Source organism: Campylobacter sp. RKI_CA19_01122 (genome assembly GCF_025771325.1).
Taxonomy (GTDB): Bacteria; Campylobacterota; Campylobacteria; order Campylobacterales; family Campylobacteraceae; genus Campylobacter_D; species Campylobacter_D lari_D.
This window is the reverse complement of sequence record NZ_JAKMPZ010000007.1, coordinates 16,729-32,735: the sequence shown is the minus strand read 5'-3', so window position 1 is coordinate 32,735 and position 16,007 is coordinate 16,729. Positions and strand designations below refer to the sequence as shown.

The 16,007-nt window shown below is 29.6% G+C and carries 17 protein-coding genes; 10 read left to right on the top strand and 7 right to left on the bottom strand.

The window, feature by feature from the left end; translation table 11 throughout:
- Positions 1–22: 22 nt before the first annotated feature.
- The 7 genes from L8U37_RS05090 to folE all read right to left on the bottom strand — a co-directional run bounded on the left by L8U37_RS05090 (position 23) and on the right by folE (position 6,193).
- Positions 23–994: an iron-sulfur cluster assembly scaffold protein gene (locus tag L8U37_RS05090; RefSeq protein WP_220566466.1), complete on the bottom strand. Its 972-nt coding sequence runs from the start codon at positions 992–994 to the stop codon at positions 23–25.
- A 10-nt stretch (positions 995–1,004) separates the two neighbouring features.
- Complete coding sequence (locus L8U37_RS05085; protein WP_263728735.1) at positions 1,005–2,183, bottom strand: NifS family cysteine desulfurase; 1,179 nt, start codon at positions 2,181–2,183, stop codon at positions 1,005–1,007.
- Between the two features lie 126 nt (positions 2,184–2,309).
- Positions 2,310–3,455 (bottom strand): hypothetical protein, encoded by a 1,146-nt coding sequence (locus L8U37_RS05080; RefSeq protein WP_263728756.1) that lies wholly within the window; start codon positions 3,453–3,455, stop codon positions 2,310–2,312.
- Between the two features lie 79 nt (positions 3,456–3,534).
- The gene (locus tag L8U37_RS05075; protein WP_133318997.1) at positions 3,535–3,714 is read right to left on the bottom strand and encodes a putative motility protein; all 180 of its coding nucleotides are present in this window, start codon (positions 3,712–3,714) and stop codon (positions 3,535–3,537) included.
- Positions 3,715–3,767: 53 nt separating this feature from the next.
- Positions 3,768–4,256, bottom strand: a complete 489-nt coding sequence (locus L8U37_RS05070) for a hypothetical protein (RefSeq protein WP_133318996.1) — start codon at positions 4,254–4,256, stop codon at positions 3,768–3,770.
- Positions 4,257–4,313: 57 nt separating this feature from the next.
- Positions 4,314–5,621, bottom strand: a complete 1,308-nt coding sequence (gene fliI, locus L8U37_RS05065) for a flagellar protein export ATPase FliI (protein ID WP_220566469.1) — start codon at positions 5,619–5,621, stop codon at positions 4,314–4,316.
- Entirely contained in the window at positions 5,621–6,193 is a 573-nt protein-coding gene (folE, locus tag L8U37_RS05060; protein WP_133318995.1) for a GTP cyclohydrolase I FolE, read from the bottom strand. The genes fliI and folE overlap by 1 nt, the downstream gene beginning before the upstream one ends.
- 109 nt (positions 6,194–6,302) lie before the next feature.
- On the opposite strand from folE, the gene tig reads away from it, so the two are divergent.
- Genes tig through L8U37_RS05010 form a run of 10 tightly spaced genes read left to right on the top strand, consistent with a single transcriptional unit; the run spans position 6,303 to position 15,987 of the window.
- Positions 6,303–7,622 (top strand): trigger factor, encoded by a 1,320-nt coding sequence (gene tig / locus L8U37_RS05055; protein ID WP_263728734.1) that lies wholly within the window; start codon positions 6,303–6,305, stop codon positions 7,620–7,622.
- Positions 7,622–8,212 (top strand): ATP-dependent Clp endopeptidase proteolytic subunit ClpP, encoded by a 591-nt coding sequence (gene clpP, locus L8U37_RS05050; protein ID WP_133318993.1) that lies wholly within the window; start codon positions 7,622–7,624, stop codon positions 8,210–8,212. The genes tig and clpP overlap by 1 nt, the downstream gene beginning before the upstream one ends.
- 12 nt (positions 8,213–8,224) lie before the next feature.
- Positions 8,225–9,265, top strand: coding sequence for a GGDEF domain-containing protein (locus L8U37_RS05045; RefSeq protein WP_133318992.1), 1,041 nt, complete (start codon positions 8,225–8,227; stop codon positions 9,263–9,265).
- Complete coding sequence (def, locus tag L8U37_RS05040) at positions 9,262–9,786, top strand: peptide deformylase (protein WP_263664912.1); 525 nt, start codon at positions 9,262–9,264, stop codon at positions 9,784–9,786. Before L8U37_RS05045 ends, def begins: the two co-directional genes overlap by 4 nt.
- Positions 9,783–11,291 carry a YifB family Mg chelatase-like AAA ATPase gene (locus L8U37_RS05035; protein ID WP_263660668.1) on the top strand — a complete coding sequence of 503 codons (1,509 nt, stop codon included), beginning with the start codon at positions 9,783–9,785 and terminating at the stop codon, positions 11,289–11,291. The genes def and L8U37_RS05035 overlap by 4 nt, the downstream gene beginning before the upstream one ends.
- An 8-nt stretch (positions 11,292–11,299) precedes the next feature.
- Positions 11,300–11,986 (top strand): NYN domain-containing protein, encoded by a 687-nt coding sequence (locus L8U37_RS05030; protein WP_220566474.1) that lies wholly within the window; start codon positions 11,300–11,302, stop codon positions 11,984–11,986.
- Positions 11,987–11,988: 2 nt separating this feature from the next.
- Positions 11,989–13,329, top strand: coding sequence for a DNA recombination protein RmuC (rmuC, locus tag L8U37_RS05025; RefSeq protein WP_220566475.1), 1,341 nt, complete (start codon positions 11,989–11,991; stop codon positions 13,327–13,329).
- Positions 13,313–14,659: an NAD(P)H-hydrate dehydratase gene (locus tag L8U37_RS05020; RefSeq protein WP_263728733.1), complete on the top strand. Its 1,347-nt coding sequence runs from the start codon at positions 13,313–13,315 to the stop codon at positions 14,657–14,659. Before rmuC ends, L8U37_RS05020 begins: the two co-directional genes overlap by 17 nt.
- Positions 14,650–15,222 (top strand): phosphoribosylglycinamide formyltransferase, encoded by a 573-nt coding sequence (gene purN, locus L8U37_RS05015; protein ID WP_133318986.1) that lies wholly within the window; start codon positions 14,650–14,652, stop codon positions 15,220–15,222. The genes L8U37_RS05020 and purN overlap by 10 nt, the downstream gene beginning before the upstream one ends.
- Positions 15,223–15,264: 42 nt before the next feature.
- The gene (locus L8U37_RS05010) at positions 15,265–15,987 is read left to right on the top strand and encodes a TerC family protein (protein ID WP_263728732.1); all 723 of its coding nucleotides are present in this window, start codon (positions 15,265–15,267) and stop codon (positions 15,985–15,987) included.
- Positions 15,988–16,007: the final 20 nt, after the last annotated feature.

Sequence of the window (16,007 nt, the reverse complement as noted above, 5' to 3'; positions counted from 1 at the left end):
AAAGTTTAAGCAGAAAAACTGCTTAAACAGGTATAACGCGTATATTTGGACTAAGTTCTTCTTGTAAGATATTTTCTATGGCATATAAAGTTGCGCCACTTCCGCTTGAGCAACCACTGCAAGCTCCAAGATAGCGTATATATACATCTATATTTTTACTTTCACTTTTTTGTATATCAATTACTTCCAAATCCCCACCATCTCCGTGTAGCATCGGACGCACATCGCTATCTAAAACAGCCTCTACTGCTTTTAATTGTTTAACCATGGTCATATCATCAAAAGCAATATCTGCTTTACTTTGATCTTTTAATCTCTCTCTTTCCATTTCAGCTCTAGTTTCAGCTAAAATATCTACAAGGTAATAATCTTTTTTCTCATGTCCTCCAGGTTTAACACAAGATTTACAAAAAGCTCCTGCTTTTGTAAATTGTGTGATTTCTTCTACTGTATGTAAATCATTTAGTTTAATTACCTCTTTGATAGTTCCAAGGCTTACCCTAGCACATTCACAAACTATAATTTGATCTTCAAAGTCTTCAGGATTGACTCCTTTATAATGTGCTGCTGCTTGTTTGATAACATCATAAGCCATAACCGAACAATGCATTTTTTGAGGTGGAACCGCAGGAGTTTGCGGATTATCTCTCATAGCAAATTCAACATCTAAATTTGTAATTTTAACAGCTTCATCCACGGTTTTACCTATGCAAAGATCAACCATAGTATCACTACTTGCTATTGCTGTTCCACAGCCAAAGCTTTTAAATTTAGCATCAATGATTTTATCTGTTTTTTCATCCACTAGCCAATAAAGTCTAACTGCATCACCACAGCTTTCAGCTCCAAAATCTGCAATAATAAGTTTTGCATTTGCTTTTTGTGCATCTTCTTGTGTAAATTCGCCCATATGTTGAGGGTTATTCATTCTATCTTGTACTTTTTGAGAATACTCATCCCAAATTGATCCGCCAATTAAATTATTCTTTGCCATTTTTTATCCTTTAAATATTTTCAGGCTTATATGCATAAGTACTTGAGATTGCTCTAAGTCTTTGCGTTGCTTTTTTTATTTGCTCTGCTGCATAATCAATTTCATCTTCTGTGTTAAATCTTGATAAAGAAAGTCTTAGAGCAGTATGAGCTAAATCATTTTCAGCACCAATTGCTTCCATGATAGGATTGCTCTCAAGTGCTTCGCTAGCACAGGCTGAACCAGTGCTTGCTGCTATACCATTTTTGTTTAAATCCCAAAGCATAGCTTCGCCTTCTACACCTTTAATACTTGCTAAGATGGTATTAGGAACCCTTCTTGATCTATTTCCAACTACACTTGTATCAGGCATAGCTAAAATTAAATCTTCTAATTTATCTCTTAATCTTCTAATGTGTGAATTTTCAAAGTCAAGCATAGTATTTGCAATTCTTAAAGCTTCTGCCATTGCTATAATATATGGCACATTTAAAGTTCCACTTCTTCTGCCACCCATATGCTCACCACCATGTAAAAGTGGAGTTAGTTCTATATCTTGTTTAATATAAAGCCCACCAACTCCTTTTGGACCATGGAATTTATGTGCAGAAAATGAAGCAAAATCAACTCCAGCTTTTGCAAAATTAACTTTGATTTTCCCAACAGCTTGGGTTGCATCAGTATGGAATAACGCTCCGTATTCATGAGTAATTTGAGCCATTTCTTCTATAGGAAAAATCATACCAGTTTCATTATTTGCCCACATAATACTCACTAGGGCAGTTTTATCTGAAATAACTTCTTTTAAATCTTTTACGCTAGAAACACCCTCATGATCAACACCAAGTTCTATAACTTTTACCCCTAAAGATTTTAAAAACATAGCACTAGCAGCTACTGCGGGATGTTCCACGCTAGAAATAATTACTTCATTTCTATCGTTATTTAAAATTTTATCAAAATACACACCTTTTAACACCCAATTGATACTTTCTGTAGCACAGGAAGTGATAATAATATCATCTAAATCACTTGCTCCTACACCTATATAAAGTTTATCCATAGCTTCTTTTAAGGCAGGATGGGTTGCACTACCCCATTGATGAAGGCTATTTGGGTTTCCAAAATGCTCTTTTAAAAAAGGCTTCATAAGCTCGTAAGCTTCTGGTGCAAGTTGTGTTGTTGCGTTGTTATCTAAATATACTTTCAAATTATACTCCTTTAATTAGGATAATTTTTATCTTTTTTGTTAATATACACTAAAATATTAAATTTAATATTAAATCAAGTAAGTTTTTAACTTGTGTAATAATTTACATTATTATTTTAGCACAAGTTAAGCCATAGCATTTAAATAAGAATGTAAAATTTTGTTAATACTAGCTTGTTTTTTTCTATTTTCTAAAAATTGAGTATCTAAAAGTTCTTTTTGAGTATTGATTTTTTCAAGATCAATATTAGGATTGTTTTGATTGAATTCTTCTTTTAAAACTTCAATTTCTTTACTAACTTGCTCGCTATAAAGACTATAAATAGAACTTGAATTGGCAAATTCTTTCATGTTAATGCTATGTTGATAGTTAATATATTGTTGAAAGAAAACTGAAAGCTTATCTTCTGAAGTGTTGTTTTTATCTACTCCATTGATATATAAATATAAATCAAAACTCATTTTTTCTTTGTTGTTTTCATTAATATAATCTTGCATACTCATTTGACCTCTCATGAGTTTTTGAAAATTTACACTAGAGGACATATCCAACTCAATAGGCGATAGAAAAAAATTAGCTTTATTTTGATTTTGTTCTTTTAAATCATGATAAATATAATTGAGCAGCAATCCACTTTTAGAAACCTCCCCTTGTTTATTTAAATAAGGTTTGATAACAGGATTACTAGCTGTATTTTCTATGCTTGCGTTAAACGCAAAATCACCTATTTTATTATCAAGCATTAAGGTGTTTAAATTTTTATTTGAATCTTTTGCATTTTGTAAATTTTTAGCATTTTCATAAACTTTTAAAATTTTACCCTCATAAGTATAACTATAACCTTGATTTAACTCTGAAATTTGAGCTTTACTTAAAAAATCATTGTCATTGTTTTGAAACTGTGGATTTATAGTTTTTAATGTGTTGTGATAAGTGTTTAAAAGTCTTGGTAAATCTATTTTGTTATAATTTAAATTCTCATCAAGCTTTATAAGTTGTTTTGAAATTTCTCTTATACTTTTTATATTAATATCATAATCAAGAGGCAAAGCAGCTGCTTTATTAAGATCTTTTTCAAAAAAACCTTGCTCATTGATTCTAAAACCAAATTCACTTGCATAAGTAATTTTATAGTCTAAATTAGAACCATTGATATCAAGTAAATCACTTTTAATATTAGTATTTTCTTTTTTTTCTTCTATGTGTCCAGTTTTTGCAAAAGGATAATTTGCAAAATTCTGATACGGATTAACATTAGAATTTACAAACATAACTCTTCTCTTCAAAAATATTGCTTAACTTTTAAAAAGCAAAAGCTATGCCAAAATTTTTGAATTGAAGAGAAAAATTTTAAGCGTAAATGTCAAGTAATCCTGAACTAGCAGTAGGAGTAGTAGTTGGAGCAGGGTTTGCATTTACGCCTTCAAGTACTTGCATTACTGCATTTTCATTAACTTCTATGGTTTTTTTCATCATAGTAGTTGCAATGTTAAGCATTAAGTTTGCTTGATTGTTTGTAACTTCGCCCATAACATACTCCTTTTGTTTGGATCAAAGGTATTATCGGCAAAGTTTGGTAAATATTAAGCTATATTATAAATTTTTGATAAGTAATGATTGTGGGTGTTTTCTTTTGCTTCAAGCATATCGATATAATTTTTAAATTCATCCATATCTTTAAAAAGATTTTTCATTGTAGTGCTAATTTCATTAGAAAAATTTTGAAGATTATTTTGGGCTTTTAAATATCTTTCGATTTGATAAATTCTCGCCACTTCTCTTTCATATTCATCTTGAGTCATTCTTTTTGCACTGAATTCTTCATTTAGAACTTTTTTATTATTAATAATAAAAGATTTTTTTTGATTATTGATTTTAAATTCGATTATAAAATCTTCTTTTGAAGCGATAATTTTTAAATATTTTAATTTTGCTTTATCTTCTAGTAAAACAAAACTTATGCATTCTAAAAACATATGTGTAAAAATTTCTCTTTCAAAAATATTTTGACAAATATCGGTATATTTTAAACCTAAGCTTTGTTGATGATCTAAAAATGCTATATTTGACATGATCTATCCTTTTTTCATGACTTTTTTATCAAAAAAAAGCAAAAAATATTCCAACTATTATGTATCAATCATCTTAAGCATATTAATCGTATCTTCAAATTCAAAACTTTCTTCAGGATTTTGACTTAAAAATTGCTGCATAAAATCTTTTTTAGCAATAGCTTGATCGAGTTCTTTATCGGTGCCTTTTTGATAAGCACCAATACGCAATAGCACTTCATTTTCTTTAAGCAAAGAATTTAAACGCTTAAATTTTCTAGCAGCTAGCTTATGTTCATCACTGATAATATCCCCCATAACCCTTGAGGCTGAATTTTGTATATTTATAGGTGGATAAATTCCAAAGTCAGTGAGTTCGCGACTAAGCACTATATGCCCATCTAGGATAGATCTGCTTTGATCAGCTATTGGATCACTCATATCATCCCCATCAACCAACACGGTAAAAAAAGCTGTTATGGTGCCTTTACCTTCTTCCTTTCCTGTTCTTTCCATAAGCTGAGGTAAAAGACTTAAAACGCTTGGCGGATAACCTTTTGTTGTAGGTGGTTCACCTAGGGCAAGACCTATTTCTCTTTGAGCCATAGCAAAACGCGTTACGCTATCCATGATAAATAACACATCTTTACCTTGTTCTTTAAAATATTCAGCCACACTCATAGCACAAAATGCTCCGTATTTTCTCATCAGCGCGCTATCATCACTTGTTGCAACGATGATGACAGTATCATCAAGTTTACCACCAAGATTTTTTTGTATAAATTCAGGAATTTCTCTACCGCGCTCTCCTATTAAAGCTATAACTTTAATAGGAGCTTTGGAATTTTTCACTATCATACCCATAAGAGTTGATTTACCAACCCCACTTCCTGCAAAAATCCCAAGCTTTTGTCCTACCCCGCAAGTTAAAAGTGCATCTATTGTTTTAACACCTACTGGAAAAACTTCTTCTATCAAACCTCGCTTCATTGCATCAATAGGTGCTCGCATAATAGGCATAAATTTACTTGCCTCAATAGGTCCTTTACCATCTTTTGGTCGCATAAAAGGATCGACTACTCTTCCTAAAAGTTCATCACTAACTCCTATTTGCATACCTGCATCGTTAATAAAAGCACGATCGCCTATTTTAAAACCTTCCACAAAACCAAAAGGACTCAAATAGCTTAAATTTTCATCTACTTCTACCACCATAGCCATAGCTTCTTTACTCTCATCTTCACTAGAAACTATTTTAATGATATCACCTATGCTAGTTTTTAAGCCATTTATTTCTATACTAGTACTTGAAATTTTAGTAATCTGACCAAAAACACTAGCAAGATTTTGTGAAGCAATTTTACTACGAAGTTTTTCTAAACCCATTAAAATCTAACCTGTTTTGCCGAGTTAATTAAAGTGAAAAATTCTTTTCTTGTTTTTTCACTTTTTAAAAAGCTACCTCTTAGTGCTGAAGTGCTAGTAGTAGAATTTGCTTTTTGCACCCCACGCATTTCAACACACATGTGTCTTGCTTCAATAACTACTCCAACACCTTTTGCACCTACATGTTCCATTAAAGATTCTGCGATTTGTTCTGTGAGTTGTTCTTGAATTTGCAAGCGTCTTGCAAAAACTTCCACAAGGCGTGGAATTTTACTAAGACCTACGACTTTTTTATCCGGTATATACGCAACATGTACGCGCCCAAAAAAAGGTAAAAGATGATGCTCGCAAAGACTATAAAATTCTATATCTCTTACTAAAACCATTTCGTTGTTTGAGCTTTCAAATAAGGCATCATTTAGTATTTGTTTTGGATCTTGTTTATAACCACTATTTAAAAATTCAAAAGCTTTAAAAACTCTTGTAGGGGTTTTTAAAAGTCCTTCTCTTTGCGGATTTTCCCCGATAATTTCTAACATATTTTTTACTGATTGTTCAAATTTTTCTTGCATTTTTTCTCCATCAAAAATTAAAATTTTAACATATTTTTATTTTTATATAAAGTGATAAGGAAAATTTTGGTATATTATCAAGAAATTTTATTTAAAAAGGGAAAATATTATGGAAGTTACAGCAAAACTAATTGATTTTGCAAATGCAAATGCTACTGTGAAAATTGCTCAAGGAGCTATTAAAGCAGAAGTTGAAAAATTAGCTAAAAAAGCGTCTAAAACTATGAAAATGGATGGTTTTAGAGCAGGAAAAGTTCCTGTTGCTGCTATACTTAAAAGATATGAAAAAGAGCTTACAAGAGATGCGGAGCAAGATCTTTTAAGAAATGCTGTAGATGGTGCTTTAAAAGAAGTTAAAAAAGAGGCTAAAGATTTAGTAGGTGAGCCATATTTTGAAAAATTTGATAGAAAAGATGGCGATATTGAAGCTCAAATGGTATTATCTTTTAAGCCAGAAGTAAAATTAGATGGATATGAAGAACTAATTCCAACTTATAATACACCAAAAGTAACTCAAAAAGAAATTGATGCAAAAAAAGAAGAATTATTAAAAAGATTTGCTACTCCTGAAGCGATTAAAGAAGTAAGAGCTTTAAAAGAAGGCGATTTTGCTAAATTTGATTTTGAAGGTTTTGTTGATGGTAAAGCTTTTGATGGTGGAAAAGCTCAAAATTATGTTTTAGAGATTGGTTCAAAACAATTCATACCAGGATTTGAAGAAGGTATGATTGGTTTAAAAGCAGGTGAAGAAAAAGATATTAATGTAACTTTTCCAAAAGAATATGGTGCAGCACATTTAGCAGGAAAAGATGCGGTATTTAAAGTAAAAATTCATGAAATTCAAGAACTTAAATTACCTGAATTAAATGAAGAGCTTTTAAAAAACTTACTTCCTGAAGAAAAAGAGCCAAGTGTTGAAAAATTAGACGCAAAATTAAAAGAACAACTAAAAAATGAAAAAATCTTTAAACTTATTAATGATGAGCTTAAAAATCAATTTGCAGAAGCTTTAGTAGCTAAGTTTGACTTTGTTTTACCAAGAAATATAGTAGAGCAAGAAACAGATATGCAATTTAGAAGCTCTTTAAGAACTTTAAGCGAAGAGGAATTAAAAGAATTTAAAGATGAGGCTAAATATAAAGAAAAAAGAGAGAGTTTCAAAGAAGATGCGCAAAAAAGCGTAAAATTAACTTTCATTATAGATGAGCTAGCAAAACTTAGAAATGTTACAGTAAGCGATCAGGAATTAATCCAAGCAATTTATTTTGAAGCTTATAGATATGGTTTTAACCCACAAGAACATTTAGATAATTATAAAAAGCAAGGTGCATTACCTGCCATTAAAATGTCTTTAATTGAAGAAAAACTTTTTGCTGATATTTTTAAAAAAAATGATAAAAAGAAAACCGAAAAAGAAAGTGAAAAATAATGAGTTCATATATACCCTATGTAGTTGAAAAAACAAGCAGAGGCGAAAGAAGTTATGATATATACTCAAGACTTTTAAAAGATAGGATTATCATGCTAAGTGGCGAGATCAATGATGATCTTGCTGCTTCTATCGTGGCACAGCTTTTGTTTTTAGAAGCTGAAGATCCTCAAAAAGATATTTATCTTTATATTAACTCACCAGGCGGGGTTGTGACAAGTGGATTTAGTATTTATGATACGATGAATTATATTAAAGCTGATGTAAGTACTATTTGTATTGGTCAAGCTGCTTCTATGGGTGCATTTTTGCTTAGTTGTGGTACTCCAGGGAAAAGATTTGCTCTGCCAAATTCAAGAATTATGATCCACCAACCACTAGGTGGTGCAAGAGGACAAGCAACAGATATAGAAATTCAGGCAAAAGAAATTCTAAGATTAAAAGCGATTTTAAATGATATTTTGGCAAAAAATACTAAGCAAAAACTTTCTAAAATAGAAAAAGATACCGATAGAGATTTTTTTATGAGTGCTATAGAGGCTAAGGAATATGGTTTAATAGATAAGGTTTTGGAAAAAAGTTTTAAATAAGGAAACAAAGCAATGCTAGATGATGATTTATTTGCTGATTTAAATTTAAATAGCGATCCAACTCCAGCCAAAGAAGCTCCAAAAATTCAAAAAATTAGTGGAGGCGAATTTGAGAAATTTGCGAAATCTATTTTAACTGAACTTGTAAAAGATAATGTGCCTCCAACTCCTACTAATTATGGGGTTTATTTTCAAAAAATGCTTGAAGAGCGTCCAGGAGCTTTTAAGAAAAAAGTTGGTGAGATTATGGAATTTGAGCAAAATGATGATGGTCTTAAGCGTGCAAATATAGAACAAGAAATAAAGAAAAGTTTTAATTCTACTTCGGCATTATTGCAATATATTGCCATGATTTATAGGCATCTTGAAACAGTTAAAGATATGCTAAAAAGGCGTAATTCAGAACTTGCTATTAGTACAGGAAATTTAGCTGTTTCTAATGTAATCCATGCCCTTGAAACAGACCTTTCAAGATTTTCTAGCATTTTAGATAAGTATTCAGATGAGATTAAAGAAAATTTTGATGAGGTTAGACAGACTTATAAACATATAGAAGAGCAGAGTGATTTTGACTCTAAATTTGGAGTTTTTAATAAAAAATATTTTTTAGAAAATTTGGAAAAAAGCATAGAGAGTAATGCTAAATATAATTATTATACCTCTTTGATATTCTTTAGAGTAAAAGAGGAAATTTTAGAGCAAACTTATACTCAAAAAGAGAAAAATGCCTTTTTAAAAAGTGTTTGTAAAATTTTTAGTAAAAATGTTTCTTCAAGTGATATAGTAGCACATTGTGGAAATAATATTTTTGCTATAATGATCTCTCATACTAATTTAGAAAAAGCACAAGAAATATGCAATAAAATTTTAGAATCCTTAGAAAATTCAAATTTTTTCTTAGCAGATAAAGAAATAGAGGCAGATGTGGAGGTTGCTATTAGTGCAGTTAATAGTGACAGCAAAGGTGAAGAATTAATAGAAAAATGCATTGAAGCTTTAAAAGACTCGGGAAAAAATTTAGAACCTTTTGTAATAGTGGAAAAAGAAAAATGATAAGAAAGATAATTACCTATCCTAATCCAAGATTATTTTTAGAATCAAAAAAAGTAGAAAATTTTGATAAAGATTTACATATACTTTTAGATGATATGTATGAAACAATGATAGCTAATAAAGGTGTAGGTTTGGCAGCTATCCAAGTTGATGTGCCAATTAGAGCTTTACTTGTAGATATTGGTGATGAAGAAGGTGAGCAAAAAGAAGACAAACAAACTCTTTTAGAAATCATCAATCCCATTATAACACCTTTAGATGATGAAAGAATTTCTTGTAATGAGGGTTGTTTAAGTATACCAGGTTTTTATGAAGATGTAATGCGTTATAAAAATATACAACTTGACTATCAAGATAGGTTTGGAAAGCCGCAAAGTTTGCGAGCACATGAGTTTTTAGCAGTGGCTATCCAACATGAAGTTGATCATCTTGATGGACATTTATTTATAGAAAAACTTTCTTTTTTAAAGCGTCAAAAATTTGATAAAGACTTTAAGAAAAAATCCAAAAAGAATAAATGAAAAAGCTAAAATGTGCAAGTTTTTCTACAGAACTTGATATCATCGATGTAGAATCAACTTTCACAAGAGGTTTGCCAGGCTTTAGCATAGTGGGTCTTGCAAACTCTACCATCAAAGAAAGCACTGAAAGAATTAAAGCAACTTTGTTAAGTCAGAATTTTAGCTTTCCAGCACAAAAAATTACTATCAACTTAAGTCCTTCGGATATTCCCAAAAATGGTTCTCATTTTGACTTAGCTATTGCAATTTTGATTTTATTTCAAAAAGAAATTTTAGATGATTTTTTTGTTTTTGGAGAACTTGGATTAGATGGGAGTATAAAAAGCACTGCTAGTTTATTTTCTATCTTGCTTTTTTTAAGTACAAAAATACAAAATGCTAAAGTAGTAGTACCAAAAGCCATAGCACAAAAAGCTTCAATGATACCTAATTTAACAATTTATGCTTTAGAAAATTTAGCCCAGGCTGTAGATTTTTTTAAAGAAAAAAAATATGAGAATTATCATATATGCAATGCTCATCCTTTATTTGAAAATGCTATAAAACTTAATGGGGAAAAATATATAAAAAACACTAGCTTTCCTTATGATTTTAAGGAAGTTAAAGGCCAAGAAAATGCTAAATTTGCTTGTATAATAGCAGCTTTAGGAATGCATAATATTTTATTTGAAGGTAGTCCAGGTAGCGGTAAAAGTATGTGTGCTAAAAGACTTTCTTTTATCATGCCACCACAAAGCTTGAAAGAAATTTTAGCTCAAAACGCTTATAAGTCATTAAATTCTTTAGATGATGATTTTAGCGCTAGTAGGGTTTTTAGAAGTCCTCATCATACAAGTACCAGAGCTAGTATTTTTGGCGGAGGAACTAAAAATGCCAAGATAGGAGAAATAGCACTTGCAAATGGAGGAGTTTTGTTTTTTGATGAGTTTCCTCATTTTTCAAAACAAATCATAGAAAGTTTAAGAGAGCCATTGGAGGATTTTAAAATTCTTATTTCAAGAGTTAATACCAAAGTGATTTATGAAACTAAATTTTTATTTGCTTGTGCGCAAAATCCTTGTCCTTGTGGAAATTTATTTTCTAAAAATCAAAATTGTCGTTGTCAAGAAATAGAAATAAAAAAATATAAAAACAAAATTTCATCTCCAATTTTAGATAGGATTGATCTTTATGTAGCTATGGATGAAATTTCACATAAGGATAAAATGAGTTTAACATCAGAGCAAATGAGCGAGATGGTATTTAAAGGATTTTTATTTCAAAAACAAAGACAGCAAGAAGAGTTTAATGCTAAATTAAATGATGAGCAGATGAAACAATTTTGTATTTTAGAGTCTTCTGCTAATGAAATTTTGCAAAAGGCTATAAATTCATATAATCTTTCTCAAAGAGGGGTAAATAAAACTATAAAAGTAGCAAGAACCATTGCAGATTTAGAGCAAAGTGAGTTGATTTTAAAAACTCATATTTTAAAAGCATTAAGTTTTAGAATGAGAAATATTTAGGAGCAAAAATGGAAAATAAAAGCATAGCAATTTTTATAGATGCGGAAAATATTCCTTCAAAATACGCAAAATCGATTTTTGGTATTGCTTCTGATTATGGAGAAATTGTTATAAAGCGAATTTATGGAGATTGGACTCAAAAAAATATACAAAATTGGAAAGAACAAATCGCACAATATTCTATCATTGCTATGCAACAATTTAATTTTTTAGCTAATAAAAATTCAAGTGATATGTATTTAATTACTGATATTATGAGTGTTTTTTATGAAAAAGATATTGATATTTTTGTTATTGTATCAAGCGATAGTGATTATACTAGTTTGATACAGAAGCTAAAAGAAAATAAAAAACAAGTTATAGGCATGGGTTTAAAGCAAGCTGTAAAATCTTATGTGAATTCCTTTAGTGAATTCTTTTATTTAGATCAAGATAAAACAAAAACAAAAGTCATAATTGAAAAAGAATATATCAAAGATTTAATCAATATCGCAGAGGCTTTGATAGAAGAAAAAGGTCGCGCAGAATATGCTCAAATTCGTACTAATATGAACAGAAAACATGCAAATTTTATTCCACAAAATTTCGGCTTTAAAAATTTTAAAGCTTTGATGAAAGAACTTTTACCAAAGATGAAACAATTTAAAGAAGCAAATGAGAAAAATATTTATTTCCTTGAAAAAGCAAAGGCTTAAAAATGGAAAATATCTTAATAGCTTTTTTGGCTGTTGTAATTTTAGCTTTTGTATGGGTGGTATTTAAAAGTCAGAAAGAAAAAGTAAAGTTAGAATTTTTAAATCAAAACAATATGACTTTGCAAAATCAACTTTCTAATTTAGAGTTTGAAAAAACTGCACTTATAGAAAAAAATTCCAAACTTTTAGATGAAAAAATATCGTATTTATCTAAAAATGAAGTTTTAGAGGCAAAATTAGCACAAAAAGAACAAACTCAACAAGAACTTTTAAATATGCATTTAAAAGAGCGTGCGAATTTAAAAGAAGAATACACTCAAACCTTAATAAAATTAGAAGAAAAATATAAACAAAGTTTGACGGGATTAAAACAAGAGCTAGAGCAAAATTTCCAAAAACAAAATGCTAGTATTTTAAATCAAAACAAACTTATGCTCAATGAAGATACAAAAAAAATCTTAGAAGAAATTTTCTTGCCTGTGAAAAAAAGTGTTAAAGAGTATAGTGAAAAACTCAGTCAAAATGAAGTTAGCATTAAAACACAAATTGATCATATGTTTAAATTTAGTCAAAATATGGGAGAAAATGCAGATAAGCTAGCTAAAATTTTAAAAGGAGATAAAAAAATTCGTGGTAATTTTGCAGAATTGCAACTAAAATCAGTTTTAGAAAATAGTGGTTTAGTAGAGGGTGTGCAGTATAAATTGCAAGAGAGATTTCAAGATGAGGGTAAAACTTACATTCCTGATGCGGTTGTGTTTTTAGATAAACAAAAAAGTATAGTTATAGATGCAAAATTTTCTCTACCAAGTGATTTTAGTTTTGAAGATATTAGTAAAAATACCTGTCTTGATTTGGCTTATAATCTAAAATCAAGGATTGATGAGTTAGCTAAAAAGCCTTATATGCAGTATGATAAACACACTTATGAGTTTGTTTTGCTTTTTATACCTTATCAAAATATTCTAGATTTGATTTTAAATGTAGATCTTGAAATTTATCAATATGCTTACAAAAAAAAGGTTTATTTAACTACACCAAACACTCTTTTTATGGCATTAAATACTATAAATATTTCATGGAAAAATATACAAAGTAATGAAAATATCTTAAAAGCTTTTGATGAACTGGGTAAATTTCATGATAAATTTGCAGGTGTTTTGGATGATTTTGAAAAAATCAAAGAAAATGTTAAAAGATTAAACACAAATGTAGATAATATGCAAACAAAGCTTACTCATGGAAGTGGAAATATCGCTTCAAGAGTGATAAAGCTTAAAGAGCTAGGCGCTAAAACTCAAAAATTTATAAAATGTGAGATGAGCGATGAAAGCAGTATTTAAAGATAATATTTCTTATGAAAAAAAACTTATTGAAAAAGGTTTGGATGAGTTTTTAATGATGGAAAATGCAGGCATAGAGCTTGCAAATTTGATTAAGAAAAAAAGTAAAAACATAAAAAATGCCAAAATTTTATTTTTGCTCGGTACTGGTGGAAATGGAGCTGATGGACTTGTGGCTATAAGGCATTTAAAAAAAGCTTTTGCTTTTGTTATGCCATATAAAAAAAATACAATGTTTATCAAGCAAGAGCAAATTTTAAAAAATATAGGTTTTAAATTTTTAAAAAAAGAACCTAAAATTAAAGATTTTGACATCATTGTTGATTGTATTTTTGGGAGTGGTTTAAATAAAGCTTTAGATGAAAATTTACAAAGAATTTTTAAAAAAATTGCTAAAAGTAAGGCTTTAAAAATAGCTTGTGATGTTCCTAGCGGGCTTGGACAAGAGCTATGTTTTAAGGCTGATTACACTCTTTGCATGGGAGTGATTAAAGAAATTTTATTAGAAGATTTTGCAAAAGAATTTGCAGGTAAAATTAAAATTGCAAATTTGGGTTTAAAACCTTATATGCAAAATACTTCAAGTTTTTTACTAGAAAAAAAAGATTTAAAACTTATTACAAAAAAGATTAACTCAAATAAAGGCGATTTTGGCCATATTTATATTTTTGCAAATAAAAGTGCAGGTACTCTAGCTGGACTCGGTGCTTTAGAATTTGGAGCAGGACTTGTATCTTTAGTGGCTAAAGAAAGTTTTTCACCTTTGATTATGCTAAAAGATGATATTGAAAGCAAAATAAATGCAGCTGCTATAGGCATGGGACTTGATGATTTAAGTATTTTAAAAGATGAAAGATTAAAAAACATTCCTTTAGTCTTAGATGCAAATTGTTTTCAAAGTGAAAATTTACTTTCATATCTTGCTAGAGAAGATGTTGTTTTAACCCCTCATCCTAAAGAATTTTGTATGCTTTTAAAACTTTGTTTTAATGAGGATATAAGCGTAGAAGAAATTCAAAACAAACGCTTTTTTTATGCAAGAAAGTTTAGTTCTAAATTTCAATGTGTTTTGGTATTAAAAGGGGCCAATTCTATCATCGCTCAAAAAGAAAAATTTTTTATAGTAAATTGTGGCAATGAAGCTTTAGCAAAAGGTGGAAGTGGGGATGTGTTAAGTGGTATGATAGCAGCTTTGCTTGGAGCTAAATTTAATGCTTTAGAGGCTGCTAAAAATGCAGCATTAGCTCATGCTTTAGTAGCTAAAAATTATAAGAAAAACAAAATTAGTTTTGATGCTTTAAAATTGATAAAGGGGTTAAAATGCTTATAAAATTAGCAATTTTATTTAGTGGCAATGGAAGTAATTTGGAAAATATTTTAGAAAAATTACATAAAAAAACTTTTGGTAAAAATACCTTTGAAGTGGTTTTATGTGTGTGCAATAAAAAAGAAGCTTATGGTATACAAAGAGCTTTAAAATATAACCTTAATACTCAAATCATAGAGCATAAAAAATTTACTTCAAGAGAAGAATTTGACGCAGAGTTAGTAAAAATTATAAAAGAAAGTCAAGCAGATCTGACCATCTTAGCAGGATTTATGCGAATTTTAAGTCCTATTTTCACTCAAAATATAAAAGCTATTAATCTTCATCCTTCTTTGCTTCCTTTATTTAAAGGTGCTCATGCTATCAAAGAAAGTTATGAGAGCGATATGAAAGTTGCGGGTGTTAGCGTGCATTGGGTTAATGAAGAGCTTGATGGTGGTAAAATCATTGCTCAAAAGGCGTTTGAAAAAGCTAAACTAAGCTTTGAAGAATTTGAAGATAAAATTCATAAATTAGAGTATGAAATTTTACCTGCAACTATTGTTGAAATTTTTGAAAATGATTAATTTTTTATCATTATAATTACGCTTTTTGTTTAAGGAAGGTAAATGTTTGAGTGGATTTTTAGTGTAGATGCTTGGGTGGTATTGCTTACTCTTACAGCTTTAGAGATTGTGCTAGGGATTGATAATATCATTTTCTTGGCTATTTTGGTTTCTAAATTACCACCAGAACATAGAGATAAGGGTAGAGTTTTAGGCCTTGCTTTTGCGATGATTACTAGAATTTTATTGTTATTGTCTTTGTTTTGGGTTATGAAGCTTGTCACACCTTTATTTAGTATATTAGGGAATGAAATTTCAGGTAGGGATTTGGTGCTTTTGCTTGGAGGATTGTTTTTGATAGTTAAATCTATCAAAGAAATCAAAGAAAGTATAACACATCAAGAGGAAAGTCAAAGTAATATAAAAATCAGCAATAAACTTTGGATTGTAGTTGCTGAAATAGCTGTGATAGATATAGTATTTTCTCTAGATAGTGTTATTACTGCTGTGGGTATTGCTCAAGATATAGAGATTATGATTATTGCTGTTATTATTGCAGTATTAGTAATGCTTTTTGCTTCTAAACCAATTGCAGATTTTGTAGAAAAATATCCAAACATTAAAATTTTAGCTTTGGCATTTTTAGTAATGATAGGTTTTGTTTTAGTATGTGAAAGTTTTGATATTCATATAGATAAGGCCTATATTTATGTAGCTATGGCCTTTTCTTTGGTAGTTGAAATTTTAAACATCATTTTACAAAAAAAACAAACAAATAATTCTTAAAATATTTAGCATTTTTTATG